Below are 17,888 nucleotides of genomic sequence, written 5' to 3' on the forward strand. Positions count from 1 at the left end.
ATCATTCCCAGGTTTGGGAGCCGTCGGATCAGGCGGCAGGCTGGTGCAGGAGCTCTCGGCTCGCATCGTGCACGGCGGCCGTCGCGCCGTCACCGGCGATCGGGATGCGCGCACGGCTCGGCGCCCCACCGGATGCGACCTCGACGATGAGGCCGCCGGTGGCGATCCTCCCGTCGCCATCGGCGAGACCCTGCCACTCGGCGCGCACACTGCGCACGACGGTCGCGGCATTCGGCCACGGACCCGCGATGAGCAGCGTCGACGAGGCCTGCCGCAGCCGCGCGGCGAGCCGTGCAGCGTCGGTGGGTGAGACGCGGCCAGGCGAAGCAGCCAGCACCACCGGCATGGCCTCCGCCAGGCTCGCGACCACGTCGAGCCATGAGCGACCCGGGTGCGGCACGAGCGCAACCCGGTCGATCGGCACACCCAGATCGCGGGCAGCCTCGATGCCGAGATCGGGCATGCCGACGATCGCGCCCCACGCGCCGGGAGGCATGGCGGCTCCCAAGCACGCGAGCGCCAGCCCGCGCGACTCGATGCTGTGCGCCACCCCCGAGCGCAGTCGGCGGACCACCTCGTCGAGCCCCTCCGGCACCGACTCGTCGACCGCCGGGACTGCCTGCACAGCCGACGCCTGCTGCATGCCTCGCAGTCGAGCACGCAGCGCCTCGACCGTCGCCGTGCGATCCTCACCCGCACGGCGCTCGAGCCTCGTCGATGCCATCCCCATCCCTCCATTCTCGAACATGTGTTCGAATGCAGCAAGCTGTGCGGCGTGTCGAAGCATCGGCGCTCATGCGAAGATCGAACCAATCCATCCCTCGCGGGATCCCAGCGTCAGGAGGCCTGATGGCGCCCACCGCCGACGACCTGAGCGTCGCATCGACCGCTGACGCATCGACGCCCGACGCCGCCTTCCTGTGCGTCACCACGAACCCTGCGATCGATATCACCTACACGATGGACGAGCTGCGGATCGGCACCAGCCACCGCGTCGAGACGGGCCTCTCCCGGGCCGGCGGCAAGGGCGTCAATGTCGCGCGCGTGCTCCACCAGCACCACGAGCCCGCCATGGTCATCGCGCCCATCGGCGGGCCCGTGCGCGTGCTCTTCGTGCACGACCTCGACCGCTCGGGCATCGCCCACCGCCTCATCGAGGTCGAGTCGCCCACCCGCCGCACCACGGCGATCGTCACGCCAGCCGGCACCACCAACCTCAACGAGCGCGGCGCCGCCATCTCGCTCGACGACTGGGATCGGCTGCTCGAGATCGTGCGCGCTGAGGTGGCCAGCGCGCGCGTCCTGATCTCCTCCGGCTCCCTCCCGCCCAAGACCCCGCCCGGCTTCTGCGCGAGCGTCGTCGGGCTGGCCGTCCAGGCCGGCAAGCCCTCGATCATCGACGTCGGCGGCGAGCAGCTGCGGCACGCCGTGGCCGCAGGCGCCACGGCGGTGAAGCCGAATCGGCACGAGCTGCTGGATGCGATGGGCGGCACCGATCCGCTCGACGCCGCGCGCAGGCTCGCCGCCGAGGGCACCGGCACCGTCTTCGCCTCGCTCGACATCGAGGGGATGCTCGCGGTGCTGCCCGATGGCCGTGCCTGGCACGCGCAACTCGACCGGGTGCTGGAGGGCAACCCGACCGGCGCGGGCGATGCGGCCGTCGCCGCGATCGCCCAGGCGGTGGCGGAAGGAACGACGATCGAGGAGCAGCTGGCGCGCGCGGCAGCCTGGTCGAGCGCAGCAGTGCTGTCACCGCAGGCGGGCTCGATCGCCGACGCGGCAGCGCTCTCGTCGCGCATCCGCATCACCACCATCGGCTGACCCGCAGCCGGGCCCGCCGCCATGTCGTGGCGCCGGAACCGCTGGTACGGTGTGCGCATGGAGAACCTGCGCGTCGAAGAGCTGTCTGCCGCGAACATCGTCGCGGCCAACGGGCTGACCCTGAAGCGCGGCCAGGAGGCATTCCTCGCGGCCAATACGCGCCTGGAGGAGTTCGTCAACACGCAGAGCGCCTGGCAGCGCGTCATCTTCGACGGCGATGAGCCGGTGGCCTTCGTGATGGCCAACTTCGACCCCGAGGTCGACCGCGAGGAGTACCGCTCGAGCATCCTCAAGATGTATGTCGCCGGCGACGCGCAGCGCCGCGGCGTCGGCTCGTTCATGGTCGACCAGGCCGCCGCAGAGGCGAAGCGCAAGGGCTTCGACAGCATCTACGCCGTCTGGGAGCGGGGCGACCTCGGCCCGGGTCGCTTCTTCCAGGCTGTCGGCTTCGAGGTCATCGGCGAGAACGAGTACGGCGAGGCCATCGGGCGCAAGACGCTCTGACACCCGCGATCTGAACCGGCTTCCCCGTGCTGCGGCGCAGCCATCGCGATGGTGCGATGCGACGTCTGATCGCGGCGCTCGCGGTCACTGCCGTGCTCGGTGTCGCCGGTTGCGCATCCGCCGCCCCTGAGCGCCGCGACACCGGCGTCGCCATGTTCCAGTGGACGTGGAACGCCATCGCCGCGGAGTGCGCGACGCTCGGCGAGGCGGGTGTCGCCTGGGTGCTGACCTCGCCGCCGCAGGAGCACGTCGACGGCTCGACCGCCCGGCTCGCGAGCACGGACGGCAGCGAGTGGTGGTGGTCCTATCAGCCGGTCTCCTACATGGTCGACTCGCGCCTCGGCACGCGCGACGAGTTCGCCGACATGACGCGCGCATGCAGCAGCGCCGGGGTCGACGTGTATGCGGATGCGGTGATCAACCACATGGCGGGCGTCGATGCCGGCACCGGTTGGTCGGGCTCGCAGTTCGGCCACTACGCCTATCCTGGCCTCTACAGCCAGGACGACTTCCACCGCTGCGACCGCACGCCCGACGATGACATCGACGGCTACACCGATCCCTTCGTCATCCAGCACTGCGAGCTGGTGAACCTCGCGGATCTCGCGACCGAGACCGAGCACGTGCGAGCGAACATCGGCGCCTATCTGCAGTCGCTGCTCGACCTCGGTGTCACCGGGTTCCGCATCGACGCCGCGAAGCACATCGATCCGGATGACCTGGCCGCGATCGTCGCACGGCTGCCGGCGGGCACGCCCGTAATCAGCGAGGTCATCCGCGGTGCCGGCGAGCCCGTCAGCCCCGAGCAGTACACCTCGTTCTCCACCGTGTGGGAGTTCGGCTGGGCCGAGCGGGTCGGCGAGTTCGTGCACAGCGGTTCGGCGCGAGCGCTGGCCGATCTCAGCCCGACCTCCTACGGGCTGCTCGAGGAGCAGGCGCGCACCTTCATCGCCAACCACGACACCGAGCGCAACGACACCACGCTCTCCTACCAAGACGGCGCGGAGTTCGCTGCGGCGACGGCCATCATGCTCGCCTCCGACTACGGCCCGCCCACGCTCTACTCCGGCTACGCGTTCAGCGACCGCGACGCCGGGGCTGCGGTGGAGGCCGCGGAACGCACGACGGCGGACGACGGGGCGGTGACCGAGGTGGATCTGTCGGTGGCGGATGCCGCCTGCACCGGCGATGAGCGCCCCGGAGCCGTCGACGCGTGGGAGGACGGCGCCTGGGTCTGCCAGCACCGCTGGCCGGGCACGCTCGAACTGGTCTCGTGGCGCTCCCGGATCGTGGACGAGCCGGTGACCGAGACGGTCTCGATCGATCACGTCTACACGTCGCTCCGGGGTGAGGCTGCGGCGTTCGCGGTGCTGCTCGACGACGAGCCGACCGCCGTCGAGGTGCCGGTCGGCCTGCCCGACGGCAGCTACTGCGACGTCGTCGTGCCGGAGTGCGCATCCGTCGTCGAGGTCAGCGATGGCGTAGCGGCGCTCGAGCTCGGCCCGTGGCAGGCGGTCGCGCTCGACCGCTTCACCCGCCCGTAGCCGGCGCGCCCTCTCGCCAGCCTCGTCGGTCGAGGAGCGTGCGGCGCAGCCGCGCGCGTCACGAGACCAACCCACACGCTCGCAATCCGGTCTCGTGACGGCCGCGGCCCTGCAGGCCGCAGCCTCCTCGACCTACGAGGCGCTCCGGCCGCCGAGCGGTGCGTCTGCGCGCGAGCGGTGCCGGCACGCCGACCCCGGTCGGGCGCAGCAGCACCAGTCGGAGTCGACCCAGCCCGCGAGTCGCCCTAAACCAGCGACTCCCGCCACGCGCGGTGCAGCGATGCGAACTTCCCGCCCTCGGCGATCAGCTCCTCCGGGCTGCCGTCCTCGATGATGCGCCCGTGCTCCATCACCAGCACCCGGTCGGCGATCGCGACGGTCGATAGCCGGTGCGCGATGATGATCGCCGTGCGGTCGGCCAGCAGCGTTGTCAAGCCGGTCTGCACGAGCCGCTCCGACGGGATGTCGAGCGAGGCGGTCGCCTCGTCCAGGATCAGCACGCGCGGGTCGGCGAGGAATGCCCGGGCGAACGAGAGCAGCTGTCGCTGGCCGGCGCTGACGCGTCCGCCGCGCTTGGCGACATCCGTGTCGTAGCCATCCGGCAGCGCCGTGATGAACTCGTGCGCGCCCACCGCGCGGGCCGCCTGCTCGATGTCCTCGGCGCTCGCCCCCGGGCGACCGAGCGCGATGTTGTCGGCGACCGTGCCGGAGAAGAGATAGGCCTCCTGCGTCACCATCACGACCGCGCGGCGCAGGTCGTCGTTCGCCAGCTCGCGCAGGTCGACGCCGTCGAGCCGCACCGATCCGCGGGTCGGGTCGTAGAAGCGCGAGACGAGCTTGGCCAGCGTCGACTTGCCGGCCCCCGTGGTGCCCACGAGCGCGATCGTCTGACCGGAGGGGATGTGCAGCTCGAAGTCGGGCAGCACGACCTTGCCGGTGCCGTCCGCGCCGGTCTCGTACGCGAACTCGACGCGATCGAAGTCGATCTGGCCGCGCGACGTCGGCAGCGCCTTCGGCTCACTCGGCTCCTGCACGGTCGGCTCCTCCTCCAGCACGCCCGAGATCTTCTCGAGTGCCGCCGAGGCGGCCTGGTAGCCGTTGAAGAACATGCCGATGCCCTGGATGGGCTGGAAGAAGTTGCGGGCGTACAGCGCGATGCCGAGCAGCGCACCGATCTCGAGCGAGCCCTCGACGACGCGCAGGCCGCCCACCAGGATGAGCGTCGCGAGCGTGACCGCGCCGATCGCCATGATGCCCGGCTCGTAGATGCCGAAGATGTTGATGGTGCGGAAGTTCGCGTCGCGGTAGTCGTCCACGCGCTGATCGAACTCGCGCTGGTTCTTGGGCTCCGTGCGGAACGCCTTCACCGCGCGGATGCCCGTCATCGTCTCCACGAAGTGCACGATCATGCGCGCGCTCGTGGTGCGGGTCTCGCGGAACAGCTTCGTCGAGCGCACCTGGAACCAGCGCGTGAGCAGGATCGCGGGGATGAGCGCGATGCCGACGATGAGGCCCGACAGCGGATCGAGGATCACCATGGCCACCGCGGTGAAGCCCATGAACAGCACGCCGCGCACCAGCTCGTTCAGCCCCTGGTCGAGCAGGTCGCGGATCGACTCGAGGTCGCTCGTCTGCCGCGCGATGATGCGACCGGAGGTGTAGCTCTCGTGGAACTCCAGGCTGAGGCGCTGCGAGTGCGAGAACAGTCGTCGGCGCAGGTCGAACAGCACCGTCTGGCTGATGCGGGCGACGCTCACCGTGTAGAGGAACATCAGCACGCCGGAGACGATCGCGGCGATGATGTAGATGACGGTGGCGCCCCACAGCGGCATCCAGTCGGCATCATCGACGATCGACGAGAGGCCGTGGTCGATGCCGAAGGCGATGATCATGGGCCCGGCGATGCCGGCGGCGACCGAGATCACCACGAGGATCATCGTCAGCACCACGCGACGGATGTGCGGCCGCAGCAGCGAGCCGAGCAGGCGCCGCGAGCGGGCGCGGATCAGCTTCGACTCCTCCTTGGTGTAGTCGGAGCGGTCTTCGCCCTGCACTCCCTGGACACTCATCGGGACACCTCCTCGGAGGACTGCGGATCGAGGTCGTCGAGCTGCTCGAGGTCGATCACCTGCATCGAGCCGGTGACGGCCTCGATGCTCTGGCGGTCGCGCTCGGTCTCCTCGAGGCTCGAGATCACGAAGCGGTAGTGGTCGTTGCGGGCGAGCAGCTCGGTGTGGGTGCCGACGTCGTCGATCTTCCCGTCGCGCATCAGCGCAACGCGGTCGGCGAGCTGCACGGTGCTGGGGCGATGCGCCACGATGAGCGCCGTCGTGGTCTCCAGCACGCTGCGGAGCGCCTCCTCGACGAGCGCCTCGGTCTCGACATCCAGTGCCGAGAGCGGATCGTCGAGCACCAGCACCGCGGGCGCCGCGGCGACCGCGCGGGCGAGCGCGAGCCGCTGCCGCTGGCCGCCCGAGAGCGACAGACCCTCCTCGCCGATCTCGGTGTCCAGCCCCTTGGGCAGCTCGCGCGCGAAGCTGGCCTGCGCGATCGCGAGGGCGCGGTCGAGGGCGGCCTCGGATGCCTCGGGGGCACCCATGAGCACGTTGTCGCGCACCGAGGCCGAGAACAGCGTGGCATCCTCGAACGCCATCGCCACGTGCGTGCGCAGCTCGGCGAGGGTGAGGTCGCGCACGTCGACGCCGTCGAGCAGCACGCGGCCGCCCGTGACGTCGTAGAGGCGGGTCGGCAGCGCGGTGAGCGTCGTCTTGCCGGAGCCGGTGATGCCGATGAGCGCCATCGTCTCGCCGGGCTGCAGCTCGAGCGTCGCACCGTCGACCAGGTCGCGCTCGTGCTCCTGCGCGTCCTGGTAGCGGAAGTGCACATCCTCGAACACCAGCGACCCCTTGGCGTCGGCGATCGTCCGCGGGTTCGCGGGGTCGACGATGGTGTTCTCGGAGTCGGTGATCTCGTGGAAGCGGCGCGAGGCGTTCGACGCGTCGATGAGGAAGGCGAAGAGGAAGCCGATGGATTCGATCGGCCAGTTGAGCACCATCGCGACCGCGAAGAACGCGGCGAGCGTGCCGACCGAGAGCTGGCCGCTCGCGGCGAGGCCGACGCCGACGAACAGGCAGACGGCGTAGGAGATGTAGGGCACGATCGTGAGCCACATCCACAGGTAGCCGTCCATGCGCGCCTTGTCGATCTCGGTCTCGCGCAGCCGCGTCGCCTGCGCGGTGAAGCCTTCGAGCGCGTGCCGGTCGCGGCCGAACGCCTTCAGCACGCGGATGCCGTGGATCGACTGCTCGACCGTGGTCGCGAGGTCGCCGGCCTGATCCTGCGCCGAGCGCGAGACCAGGTGGTAGCGCCGCTCGAAGCGCAGCGCGACGACGGCGATCGGCAGCGAGAGCACCACGAAGATGCTGGCGAGCACCGGGCTCCACACGAAGAGGATCACGATGCCGACCACGAGCGTGATCGAGTTGACCACGAGCAGCGGGGCGCCGAAGGCCAGGAAGCGGCGGAGCTGGCCGAGATCCTGCACGGCACGGCTGAGCAGCTGACCCGACTGCCAGCGGTCGTGGAACGCGACCGGCAGCGCCTGCAGTTGCCGATAGAGCGCGCTGCGCATCGCCGCCTCGACCCTCGTCGACGGCAGCGTGACGAGGAATCGGCGCAGGAAGACGAACAGCGCCTCGCCGAGGGCGAGCACGAGGATCAACAGCGCGACCGGCCACACGGCGGCGGCGTTGTTCTCGGCGAGCGGCCCGTCGACGAGCGCGCGGATGACCATTGGGGTCGCGAGGCTCAGCAGGGCGGACAGCAGCGCCGCGAGCGTGCCGAGGAGCAGTCGGGGCAGCACGGGGCGGATGTAGGGCAGCAGCCGGCCGAGCGCGCGCAGGTGGCCGGTCGGTGCGGCCTGTGCTGCAGGTGCTGCATCCGGGGTGGACGTCGAAGACATGGGGGTCCTTCAATGCCGCTGACGTCGTGCATCAGCGGGTGGAGCGGCGCGACCGGTGGGTCGCGGATGATGGTGCTGCGTCGATGTTCGGCTGTGCCACCGACACCGGCAGTGCGAGCGACGCTCGCGGCGGGCCCGTGCTGCTTCTAGGCTCCGACGCGTCCGAAGCGGACGAGGAGACCAGCGGCAGCGATCGGGGTGGTCGTCGTCGTGCGCATGGCATTCTCCTCCGTCGCCCGCTCCCCTGTGGCGCGGTCAGCCTTCGAGTCTAAGCAGGTCGGCGCGACGGTGTCCAGCCCCTGATCGAGTTATCTCGATCGGATGTCGCCGCACCGCGCCCGCCGGCCCCGAGCGGTGCGGTTGCGCCCGACTGGGGGGGGGGGCGCGCCGGCACCGCTCGGGCGCAAGGGCACCGCTCGGCGGCGGTGCGGGGGCGGGGGTGGAGCCGGGCGGGGGTGGGCGCGAGGGTCAGTGCGCGAAGTGGCGCTCGCCCGTGAAGTACATCGTGATGCCGGCGGCGTTCGCGGCCGCGATGACCTCCTCGTCGCGCACCGAGCCGCCGGGCTGCACGACCGCGGCGACGCCCGCGTCCAGCAGCACCTGCAGTCCGTCGGCGAACGGGAAGAACGCGTCGGATGCCGCCACCGATCCCGCTGCCCGATCGCCCGCCCGCGCGACGGCGAGGCCGCACGAGTCGACGCGGTTCACCTGGCCCATGCCGACCCCGACGGATGCACCGCCGGCGGCGAGCAGGATGCCGTTCGACTTCACCGACCGCACGGCCCGCCAGGCGAACTCCAGGTCGGTGAGCACCGCATCCGACACGTGCGAGCCCGACACGCGGCGCCACGTGTGCGACGAGAAGCCCTCGAAGGTGTCGGGCTGCTGCACGAGCACGCCGCCCGAGACCTGCCGCAGCTCGGAGCCCTCGCGCGCGTAGTCGGCGGGCAGGCGCAGCAGGCGGATGTTCTTCTTGGCCGAGAGCAGCTCGAGCGCTTCGGGCTCGAAGTCGGGGGCGACGACGACCTCGGTGAAGATGTCCTTCACGGTCTCGGCCATCGCGCGAGTGACGGTGCGGTTCGCCGCGATGACGCCGCCGAAGGCCGACACCGGGTCGCACGCGTGCGCACGCTCGTGCGCGGACGCGATCGGATCGGCGGCACGGGGATCGGCGATGGCGATGCCGCAGGGGTTCGCGTGCTTGATGATCGCGACGGCCGGCTCGGTGAAGTCGTAGGCGGCACGCAGCGCGGCGTCGGCATCGACGTAGTTGTTGAACGACATTGCCTTGCCGTGCAGCAGCTCGGCCTGCGTGAGGCCGCGCCCGCCCGGAAGACCGAACAGGCCCGCCTGCTGGTGGCTGTTCTCGCCGTACCGCAGTCCCTGCACGAGGGTCGCGGCGCCGACCGCGCGGAGCAGGCCGGTGGCGTTCGAGGTGTCGGCGGCAGTCGGCGCGGATGCCGGTGACGCCGCTGCCGCGCCGGCTGCGGCCGGGGCCGACGTCGCACGCGCGGGCGCCGCCGCGGCGGGCTCGACGAGCTGGGGCGTGGCCGCTCCCGCGGCATCCGCGACCGGCGCCTGCTCGGCCGAGGCGGGGGCCGTCGCGGGCGCGGCGGCGGGTGCCTCATCCACCGGCTCGCCCGCGAACCACCGGGCGACCGCGCGATCGTAGGCGGCAGTGTGGGCGAAGGCGTCGCGCGCGAGCGCTCGGCGCTGCATCAGGGTGAGGCCCTTGGATGCCGCCCGCTCGATCAGCGAATAGACCCGCGGATCGGTGACGATCGCGACGTTCGCGTGGTTCTTGGCGGATGCGCGCACCATCGCCGGACCACCGATGTCGATCTGCTCGACCACGTCGGCTTCCGCCGCGCCGGAGCGCACCGTCTCCACGAAGGGGTAGAGGTTCACGACCACGAGCTCGAACGGGGCGATGCCGAGCGAGGCCAGCTGCTCCTCGTGGTGCTCGAGCCGCAGGTCGGCGAGCAGGCCCGCGTGGATCGCCGGATGCAGCGTCTTCACCCGCCCGTCGAGCGCCTCCTGGAACCCCGTGACCGCTGCGACCTCCGTGACCGGCAGGCCGGCATTCGCCAGCATCTTCGCTGTCGAGCCGGTCGAGACGAGCTCGACGCCGGCCGCGGCGAGCGCCGTGCCGAGCTCGACGATGCCGGTCTTGTCGCTCACCGACAGCAGTGCCCGCTGGAAGGGCACCGCGTCGCGCTCGCGGTAGAGGCTCGGGTCGTGCTGGGGTCCGCTCACGGGGCTTCCTTCACTGTCGGGTCGGTGGGCCGCTGGCGGTCGAGCCGGTGCTCGAGGCCCAGGTCGGCGAGGTCGATGGCGCCGTCGGCGATGTCGGTGAGAACCCTCGCCAGCAGCTCGCGCTCCACGAGCTTGATGCGGTCGTGCAGCGACTCCTGGGTGTCGTCGGGCAGCACCGGCACCCGCTGCTGCGCGAGGATCGGCCCGGTGTCGACGCCGCTGTCGACGATGATCACGCTGGCGCCGCTCTCCTGCACGCCCGCCGCGAGCGCGTCGCGCACGCCGTGCGCACCCGGGAACTCGGGCAGGTGCGCGGGGTGGGTGTTGAGGATCGCGGGCTCGAAGCGTGCGACCGCAGCGGGCGAGAGCAGCCGCATGAAGCCGGAGAGCACGACGACGTCGGGCTCGAACGCGGCGACCCGGTCGGCGATGCGGTCCGACCACGCCTCGCGCGGTGTCGAGAAGGGCTCGACGAATGTGGCGATGCCCGCGGCTGCGGCCGTCTCCAGTCCGCCGCACTCGCGGTCGGCGCCGACGGCGATGATCTCGGCCGGCACGCGGCCCGCACGGGTGCGTTGCAGCAGATCGGTGAAGTTGGTGCCGCTGCCGGAGACGAGGACGACAAGGCGCAGCACGCCGACCATCCTACCGAGGGTCGTGATCCGCTCCGGTCGCGGCTTCCTCGTCCGCCGGGTCGAGCGGCTCCTCGAGCGCCGGCGCAGCCTCGGCGTCCGCAGCAGCGTTCGTAGCAGCAACATCGTCAGCATCCGAAGCCGCATCCGCACCCGCATCCGAATCCGAATCCGATTCCGAATCGGCATCCGCAGCAGCAGCATCGTCCGCGTCCGCGTCCGCATCCGCATCCGCATCCGCATCGAAGCGGTCGGCACCACCGCGGCCGAACCCGAAGAACTCACGGATGCCCGTGCCCTGTCCCTCGGCGGCCAGCGGCACCGTGAAGCCGCCCGCGAGCGCGCCCGTGCCGCGACCGCCGGCCAGCATGCCGATGAGCAGCCCTGCGCCGATCTCCAATGCGCCCCAGGCTGCGCTGAGCATCGCGTCCGGGCCGGTGACGGCGAGCCTGCCGGGACCGATCGCTCCGGTGGAGAGCACGCTCGCGACGCCGAGCAGCGCGCCGGCGAGCACGCCGCCGCCGGCGGCGGCGATCGCGAGCTCCCACCAGTGCACCGGGCGATCGACCGTGCCCGCGAGCAGGCTCTGCCGCGCGAGCACGCCGACCAGCAGTCCTGCGAGCACGGGCAGCGCCACCGCCGCGGCCATCCAGGGCTGCGGGCTCGGGTCGATGGCGGACAGCAGCGGCATCGCCGGTACGGGCCCGAGGCTGGTGTCGAGCGGCGAGACGCTCGAGCCGCGTCCGAGCGTGAATCCGGGGCCGACGGCCCAGCTGGCCGCCCAGACGATGGCGGTCGGCGCGAATGCGAGCTGCAGCAGGAACATCACGACCACGCCCACCGCCGTGACCCCGAGCGCCTCCAGCAGCAGCAGGCCCTCCGTGAAGCGCAGGAACAGACCGAGCCCGATGAGCAGCGCGCCGACGCCCAGCACGCCGACGAAGCCGCCGAAGCCGGCGCGCGCGGCCGCGCGGATCGAGCGCAGCCAGCGCTCCTCGACGGTGAGCGCGCGAGCACTCGCGATGAGCCAGTGGTGCCGGTGAGTCGCGAACACCGCGCCCACCATGCCGACGAGCGCGACAAGCGCCGGGAACACCGCCGCGTGCGCCAGATTCGGTGCCGCCGTGGCGTGCTGCGCGCTCGAGCCGACCAGCAGCCCGATCGCAGCCGTCACGGCGGTGCCGAGCAGGAGCGCGATGGCGACGTCGACGAGCGGCAGCGACGCGAGGCGCCGACCGCTGCGCCAGTGCAGCCAGAAGGTGAGCATTCCGATGCCCCAGGCGCCCGCGGAGAGCACCCAGGGGCGCGCGACCTCCTCCAGGCCGACCTCGACGACGGCCGCGCGACCGGGGCTGATGCCGATGTCGACACCGTGGCCCAGCAGCCATGCGTCGGCGGCGATGCGCCACTGCAGCAGCGGGTCGCCACCGAAGCCCTGATCGATGCCCCACACCGCGAGCACCACGAGCGCGCACAGCACGATGCCCACCGCCGCGATGGCGGCGGACTCGACTGCCTGGCCGATGCCGGCCCATACGCGACGCACGGCAGGCACTGTATCGACGCATCCGCCGTCTCCCCCGCCGCCTCGCCGCGCGGCCCAGCTGGCAGGCGCTAGGTTGGATGGGCACGGCGCGGCACGCGCTCGGTTCGTGGCCGCCGCCCACCACATCGTTCGAGAGGTTCGAGCCGCATGGCCAAGATCATCTACACGTACACCGACGAGGCGCCGATGCTCGCGACGCACTCCTTCCTGCCGATCGTGAGCGCATTCGCCGCTGCGGCCGACGTGGAGGTCGAGCGCCGTGACATCTCCCTCGCCGGGCGCATCGTCGCCACCTTCGCCGACCGGCTGCCGGCGGACCAGCAGGAGCCGGATGCGCTGGCCGAGCTGGGCGAGCTGGCGAACACGCCAGAAGCCAACATCATCAAGCTGCCCAACATCTCGGCATCGGTGCCGCAGCTGAAGGCCGCGATCGCCGAGCTGCAGCAGCAGGGCTTCGCCCTGCCCGACTACCCGGACGAGGTCACGAACGACGAGGAGCGGGAGACCCGCGCTCGGTACGACTCGATCAAGGGCTCGGCCGTCAACCCGGTGCTGCGCGAGGGCAACTCCGACCGCCGCGCGCCGCGCTCGGTCAAGGACTTCGCGCGCAAGCACCCGCACTCCATGGGCGCGTGGGCCGACGACTCCAAGTCGGCCGTCGCGACCATGAGCGGCGGCGACTTCTTCTCGAACGAGCAGTCGGTGACGATGCCCGCCGACGACACCCTGCAGATCCGCCTGGTGGGCGCCGACGGCGAGACCACCGTGCTGAAGGACGCGCTGCCGGTGCTCGAGGGCGAGATCGTCGACGCGACGTTCATGAGCGCGAAGGCGCTGGATGCGTTCCTCGCCGAGCAGATCAAGCGCGCCCGCGACGAGCACATCCTCTTCTCCGCACACCTCAAGGCGACGATGATGAAGGTCTCCGACCCGATCATCTTCGGGCATGTCGTGCGCGCGTTCCTCCCGGCGGTCTTCGAGCGCTACGGCTCGCAGCTCGAGGCAGCCGGCCTGTCGGCCGAGAACGGTCTCGCCTCGATCCTCTCCGGGCTGTCCGGGCTCGACGAGTCCACCGCCGCGGGAGTGCGCAAGGCCATCGAGGACGGCATTGCCGACGGCCCGCGCCTGGCGATGGTGAACTCCGACCGCGGCATCACCAACCTGCACGTGCCGAGCGACGTCATCGTCGACGCGTCGATGCCGGCCATGATCCGCCAGTCCGGCCACATGTGGGGCCCGGATGGCGAGGAGGCCGATGCGCTTGCCGTCATCCCCGACTCGTCCTACGCCGGCGTCTACCAGGCCGTGATCGAGGACTGCCAGGCCAACGGCGCCTTCGACCCGACCACCATGGGCTCGGTGCCGAACGTCGGCCTGATGGCGCAGAAGGCCGAGGAGTACGGCTCGCACGACAAGACCTTCCGCATCGAGCGCGACGGCCGCGTCGAGGTCGTCAACGCTGCGGGCGACGTGCTCATGGCGCACGACGTCGAGGCCGGCGACATCTGGCGCGCCTGCCAGACCAAGGACGTGCCGGTGCGCGACTGGGTGAAGCTCGCGGTCACGCGCGCCCGCGCCTCGTCGACGCCCGCGGTCTTCTGGCTCGACCAGGCGCGCGCCCACGACGCAGAGCTCATCAAGAAGGTCGAGCAGGAGCTGCCCCGCCACGACACCGAGGGTCTCGACATCCAGATCCTCAGCCCGGTCGAGGCGACGAAGCTCTCGATCGAGCGCATCCGCCGCGGTGAGGACACCATCTCGGTCACCGGCAACGTGCTGCGCGACTACAACACCGACCTCTTCCCCATCCTCGAGCTCGGCACGAGCGCGAAGATGCTGTCGGTGGTGCCGCTGCTGAACGGCGGTGGGCTGTTCGAGACCGGTGCCGGCGGCTCGGCCCCCAAGCACGTGCAGCAGCTGATCGAGGAGAACCACCTGCGCTGGGATTCGCTCGGCGAGTTCATGGCGCTGGCCGAGTCGTTCCGCCACCTGTCGGAGTCCACCGGCAACGCCCGCGCGGGCGTGCTGGCGGAGACGCTGGATGCCGCCACGGGCTCGTTCCTCAACGAGAACAAGTCGCCCTCGCGCAAGGTCGGCGAGATCGACAACCGCGGCAGCCACTTCTGGCTCGCGCGCTACTGGGCCGAGGAGCTCGCCGCGCAGACGACCGACGCGGCGCTGGCGGAGACGTTCGCACCGGTGGCGGAGCAGCTGGCCGCGCAGACCTCGACCATCGAGCAGGAGCTGCTCGACGTGCAGGGCAGCCCGGTCGACGTCGGTGGCTACTACCGCGTGAACGACGACCTGGCCGACGCGGCCATGCGCCCGAGCGCGTCGCTGAACGCGATCCTCGCGCCGCTGCGCTGATCGATCTGCGGGGCCCGGCTGCATGCGCGGCCGGGCCCTCGTCGTCCGCGCGCGCCCGCGGTCCGGCAGATCCGGGAGCCTGAGCGCACACAGCTGGACTATCCAGCTGTGTGCACCGTCAGCCCCGGTTCTTCCGCTGCCGAGGCCAGCGATGGTCGCCGCGGCGAACGATCGCGAGGATCTCCCGCTCGATTTCGGGCCACTCGTCGTGGATCTGCCGGTACGTGAGCCGCAGCACGATGAAGCCTCGGGCAATGAGGCGGCGGTCGCGGCGACGATCGCTCTCGTAAGCGCCTGCCTCCGTGTGGTGCTCGCGGCTGTCGCACTCGATGATCAGCCGGTCGCCGATCAGCAGGTCGACGCGGATCCCCTCCATGACGCGCACCTGGATCCGCGTAGCCAGCCGTCGCCTCCAGAGCCGGAAGCGCACCATCGACTCGGTCCCCGATTCCGCGTTGCCGTCGGCGAGCGCAGCCAGTGCTCGAACGGCGAACGGCGCGTCGTCCATCCAGTCTTCCAGCGTGTGCCGGCTCGCGAGCCGCCGCTGCAGGATCGAGTCGATCACCACGACGATCTCCTCGCGGCTGCCGCAGCGCAGCACGCAGCGGAACGCGACCTCGAGGCTGTCGATCGCGCTGGCCACGGGCGGCTGCACCCCGAAGGGCCGGCAGCGCTTCGGCTCCCCTGCTCGTCGGCGCCGCTGCCGATGGCGCGGCAGGCGCACGTGCGCACCTCTTCCCTCCGGCACCCAGACGCCGTGGAGCCGCAGCGCCGAGAAGCACGAGCTGCACCCATAGGCCTTGACGGCGGCGAGCACCTCCGGGTCGACCGGCTCGCCCGCGAACCAGCCCGGACGCACGCGGATGAGCCGGCCCGTCGCGACGGCCTGTTCGAGCTGCGCGCTGGTCCAGCCGATCGCGTGCAGCTGGGCTCTGGTGAGGATTCCGGCCCGGGTCGCAAGGGTGTCGCTCATGCGGCGCACCGTCGCACGCGGAGGGGTGCGGTCGCGCTCGCCAAGGCAGCGGTTGTGGAAAGCGGCGGATCCGGGAGCCTCGGCGCGCAGAGCTGGATAGTCCAGCGATGTGCGCTGACCGGCACGGATCTGCCGGCGACGCGAGCGGCAGTCACGCCTGCTCACCGGGTTCCCGATCTGCGGGGCGCGCCCGTGCGAGCCGGCCGGCGCTGCCTGAGCCTCAGGTCAGATCGTCGTGCTCGCCGCGGCACCAGGCGATGTGCCGCGCGGCCGAGCGCTCGACCGCTGCCGGGCCGTCCTCGATCAGCTGTCCCGCGATGTTGCCGTAGATGCGGCGATAGCGCAGCGGCGCCAGCTGGTCGGCGATCCGCCGCACGACGCCGGGCGACATCGGGATGTTGTTGGGGAACGAGCGCATGAAGCCCAGGCTTCGCCTATCGGGCTTCGGCTGGATGGTGTCGCCGGCGAGCAACGAGCCCTCGCCGCCGCTGCCCTGCGCCCAGAGCACCATCGCAGAGCCCGGGAAGTGGCCGCCGAAGCGGATCAGCCTCACACCCGGGAGCACCTCCAGCTCACCGTCCCACAGCTCGATGCGCGCGCTCCGCCGCTGGAGCCACGCCGCATCGCGCTCGTTGACGAGCACGCGCGCGTCAAGCGCATCCGCCCATGCGCATTGCACGCCGAACATGTGCGGATGCGAGGCAGCCACCACCGCGATGCCGCCGAGCTCCCGCACCCGCTCGATCGCGGCGGGTGTGATCGTGCCGATCGGATCCCAGAGCAGGTTGCCCTCGCCCGTCTGCACCAGCAGCGCGCGCTGGCCGATGCCCACCTGCGGCTCGGACGTGACCGCCCAGAGCCCAGGCTCCAGCTCGTCCACGTCGATCCGAAAGCCCTCGCGCTGCTGCTGCGCGATCGAGCTCCAGCGCTGCCCCGCTGCCGGCACCCACTGCCGCTCGTCGGCGCAGATCGGGCAGGTCATGGGCAGTGGCTGGTCGGCCTCCACCCCGCACGTGGCGCACAGCGTCGTCATGGCACCACTGTGCCGCGCCGGCTGGCGGAGCGGAAGCCGCGAAGCGAGCGCTACGCGTGACCGGTGGGCTCGCCCTCTTCTGGTTCGAAGGTCGAGGGCTCGTCGTCTGTGGTCGCGGCGAGTCCGTCCGGCTCGTTCGGGATAGTGCCGTCGGAGCCGAGCCCGTCGGCCTTCTTCGTGCCCTCATCGCCGTCCTGCTGGTCGTGCTGGTGGTCGTCCCTGTCGCTCATGCTGTCCTCCTGCTCGAACTCGGTGCCGCCACCATAGACGCCGCATCCGTGCATCGGCCGTGAACGAGGAAGGGCCCCGACCGAAGCCGGGGCCCTTCCTCGTGGAGTCGTCAGAGCGACTCGATGATCTCCCGCATGAGGCGGGCTGCCTCGGTCGGCGTCTTGCCGACCTTGACGCCGGCGGCCTCCAGGGCCTCCTGCTTCGCCTCAGCCGTGCCCGACGAGCCCGAGACGATGGCGCCGGCGTGGCCCATGGTCTTGCCCTCGGGTGCCGTGAAGCCCGCGACGTAGCCGACGACCGGCTTCGTCACGTTCGCCTTGATGAAGTCGGCAGCGCGCTCCTCGGCGTCGCCGCCGATCTCGCCGATCATGACGATCGCCTTCGTCTCGGGGTCAGCCTCGAACGCCTCGAGCGCGTCGATGTGCGTCGTGCCGATGATCGGGTCGCCGCCGATGCCGATGGCGGTCGAGAAACCGATGTCGCGCAGCTCGAACATCATCTGGTAGGTCAGCGTGCCCGACTTCGAGACCAGGCCGATCGGGCCCTTGCCGGTGATGTTCGCCGGCGTGATGCCGACCAGCGATTCCTCCGGCGTGATGATGCCCGGGCAGTTCGGGCCGATGATGCGCGTGGTGCCCTTGGCCTTCGCGTGGGCCCAGAACTCTGCCGAGTCCTGCACCGGGATGCCCTCGGTGATGACCACGAGCAGGCCGATGCCCGCGTCGACGGCCTCGATGACGGCGTCCTTCGCGAACGCCGGCGGCACGAAGACGATCGACGTGTCGGCGCCGGTGGAGGCCATCGCCTCCGCGACCGAGCCGAAGACGGGCAGCTCGACCTGCGAGCCGTCCTGCGCCACGTGCGAGACGGTGGTGCCGGCCTTGCGCGCGTTCACGCCGCCGACGACCTGGGTGCCGGCCGCGAGCATGCGGGCGGTGTGCTTCGAGCCCTCGCCGCCGGTGATGCCCTGGACGATGACCTTGCTGTCCTTGTTGAGGTAGATCGACATCTCTTGCTCCC

Annotated in this window: 14 protein-coding genes; 4 read left to right on the forward strand and 10 right to left on the reverse strand. The window is 71.2% G+C overall.

What is annotated here, in order from left to right; translation table 11 throughout:
• Positions 1–28 precede the first annotated feature (28 nt).
• Positions 29–724: a hypothetical protein gene (locus ABG090_RS10390; RefSeq protein ID WP_347754406.1), complete on the reverse strand. Its 696-nt coding sequence runs from the start codon at positions 722–724 to the stop codon at positions 29–31.
• A gap of 125 nt (positions 725–849) precedes the next feature.
• Between ABG090_RS10390 and ABG090_RS10395 the strand changes: the two genes are divergently transcribed.
• From ABG090_RS10395 to ABG090_RS10405, 3 genes are read left to right on the forward strand one after another with little or no spacing between them, the layout of a single operon-like run.
• Positions 850–1,821 (forward strand): hexose kinase, encoded by a 972-nt coding sequence (locus ABG090_RS10395; RefSeq protein WP_347754407.1) that lies wholly within the window; start codon positions 850–852, stop codon positions 1,819–1,821.
• A gap of 57 nt (positions 1,822–1,878) precedes the next feature.
• Positions 1,879–2,325 carry a GNAT family N-acetyltransferase gene (locus ABG090_RS10400; RefSeq protein WP_347754408.1) on the forward strand — a complete coding sequence of 149 codons (447 nt, stop codon included), beginning with the start codon at positions 1,879–1,881 and terminating at the stop codon, positions 2,323–2,325.
• A gap of 56 nt (positions 2,326–2,381) precedes the next feature.
• Positions 2,382–3,869: an alpha-amylase family glycosyl hydrolase gene (locus tag ABG090_RS10405; RefSeq protein ID WP_347754409.1), complete on the forward strand. Its 1,488-nt coding sequence runs from the start codon at positions 2,382–2,384 to the stop codon at positions 3,867–3,869.
• A gap of 245 nt (positions 3,870–4,114) precedes the next feature.
• Here the strand turns inward: ABG090_RS10405 and ABG090_RS10410 are convergent, their stop codons facing one another.
• The 5 genes from ABG090_RS10410 to ABG090_RS10430 form a co-directional block, all read right to left on the reverse strand.
• Positions 4,115–5,938, reverse strand: a complete 1,824-nt coding sequence (locus ABG090_RS10410) for an ABC transporter ATP-binding protein (RefSeq protein WP_347754410.1) — start codon at positions 5,936–5,938, stop codon at positions 4,115–4,117.
• Complete coding sequence (locus tag ABG090_RS10415; RefSeq protein ID WP_347754411.1) at positions 5,935–7,830, reverse strand: ABC transporter ATP-binding protein; 1,896 nt, start codon at positions 7,828–7,830, stop codon at positions 5,935–5,937. The genes ABG090_RS10410 and ABG090_RS10415 overlap by 4 nt, the downstream gene beginning before the upstream one ends.
• A gap of 468 nt (positions 7,831–8,298) precedes the next feature.
• Positions 8,299–10,086, reverse strand: coding sequence for a bifunctional phosphoribosylaminoimidazolecarboxamide formyltransferase/IMP cyclohydrolase (gene purH / locus ABG090_RS10420; protein WP_347754412.1), 1,788 nt, complete (start codon positions 10,084–10,086; stop codon positions 8,299–8,301).
• Positions 10,083–10,721, reverse strand: a complete 639-nt coding sequence (gene purN, locus ABG090_RS10425; protein WP_347754413.1) for a phosphoribosylglycinamide formyltransferase — start codon at positions 10,719–10,721, stop codon at positions 10,083–10,085. Before purN ends, purH begins: the two co-directional genes overlap by 4 nt.
• A 10-nt stretch (positions 10,722–10,731) precedes the next feature.
• Positions 10,732–12,264 (reverse strand): DUF6350 family protein, encoded by a 1,533-nt coding sequence (locus ABG090_RS10430; protein ID WP_347754414.1) that lies wholly within the window; start codon positions 12,262–12,264, stop codon positions 10,732–10,734.
• Positions 12,265–12,411: 147 nt separating this feature from the next.
• Between ABG090_RS10430 and ABG090_RS10435 the strand changes: the two genes are divergently transcribed.
• Positions 12,412–14,631: an NADP-dependent isocitrate dehydrogenase gene (locus tag ABG090_RS10435; protein WP_347754415.1), complete on the forward strand. Its 2,220-nt coding sequence runs from the start codon at positions 12,412–12,414 to the stop codon at positions 14,629–14,631.
• A 118-nt stretch (positions 14,632–14,749) separates the two neighbouring features.
• Here ABG090_RS10435 and ABG090_RS10440 read toward each other — a convergent pair whose 3' ends face one another.
• The 4 genes from ABG090_RS10440 to sucD form a co-directional block, all read right to left on the reverse strand.
• A complete protein-coding gene (locus tag ABG090_RS10440; protein WP_347754416.1) occupies positions 14,750–15,604 on the reverse strand; it encodes a type IV toxin-antitoxin system AbiEi family antitoxin domain-containing protein in 855 nt (284 codons plus the stop codon).
• A 220-nt stretch (positions 15,605–15,824) separates the two neighbouring features.
• The gene (locus ABG090_RS10445; RefSeq protein ID WP_347754417.1) at positions 15,825–16,637 is read right to left on the reverse strand and encodes a hydrolase; all 813 of its coding nucleotides are present in this window, start codon (positions 16,635–16,637) and stop codon (positions 15,825–15,827) included.
• Positions 16,638–16,687: 50 nt separating this feature from the next.
• Positions 16,688–16,867 (reverse strand): hypothetical protein, encoded by a 180-nt coding sequence (locus tag ABG090_RS10450; protein ID WP_347754418.1) that lies wholly within the window; start codon positions 16,865–16,867, stop codon positions 16,688–16,690.
• A 110-nt stretch (positions 16,868–16,977) separates the two neighbouring features.
• Positions 16,978–17,877 (reverse strand): succinate--CoA ligase subunit alpha, encoded by a 900-nt coding sequence (gene sucD, locus ABG090_RS10455; RefSeq protein ID WP_347754419.1) that lies wholly within the window; start codon positions 17,875–17,877, stop codon positions 16,978–16,980.
• Between the last annotated feature and the right edge of the window lie 11 nt (positions 17,878–17,888).

Source organism: Agrococcus sp. ProA11 (assembly GCF_039880525.1).
GTDB classification, from domain to species: Bacteria; Actinomycetota; Actinomycetes; order Actinomycetales; family Microbacteriaceae; genus Agrococcus; species Agrococcus chionoecetis.

Coding starts and splice junctions, on each gene's coding strand:
- ABG090_RS10435 (WP_347754415.1), top strand. CDS start 12,412: ATGGCCAAGATCATCTACACGTACACCGACGAGGCGCCGATGCTCGCG.
- ABG090_RS10405 (WP_347754409.1), top strand. CDS start 2,382: ATGCGACGTCTGATCGCGGCGCTCGCGGTCACTGCCGTGCTCGGTGTC.
- ABG090_RS10450 (WP_347754418.1), bottom strand. CDS start 16,867: ATGAGCGACAGGGACGACCACCAGCACGACCAGCAGGACGGCGATGAG.
- ABG090_RS10410 (WP_347754410.1), bottom strand. CDS start 5,938: ATGAGTGTCCAGGGAGTGCAGGGCGAAGACCGCTCCGACTACACCAAG.
- ABG090_RS10390 (WP_347754406.1), bottom strand. CDS start 724: ATGGCATCGACGAGGCTCGAGCGCCGTGCGGGTGAGGATCGCACGGCG.
- sucD (WP_347754419.1), bottom strand. CDS start 17,877: ATGTCGATCTACCTCAACAAGGACAGCAAGGTCATCGTCCAGGGCATC.
- ABG090_RS10400 (WP_347754408.1), top strand. CDS start 1,879: ATGGAGAACCTGCGCGTCGAAGAGCTGTCTGCCGCGAACATCGTCGCG.
- ABG090_RS10395 (WP_347754407.1), top strand. CDS start 850: ATGGCGCCCACCGCCGACGACCTGAGCGTCGCATCGACCGCTGACGCA.
- ABG090_RS10445 (WP_347754417.1), bottom strand. CDS start 16,637: ATGACGACGCTGTGCGCCACGTGCGGGGTGGAGGCCGACCAGCCACTG.
- ABG090_RS10415 (WP_347754411.1), bottom strand. CDS start 7,830: ATGTCTTCGACGTCCACCCCGGATGCAGCACCTGCAGCACAGGCCGCA.
- ABG090_RS10440 (WP_347754416.1), bottom strand. CDS start 15,604: ATGAGCGACACCCTTGCGACCCGGGCCGGAATCCTCACCAGAGCCCAG.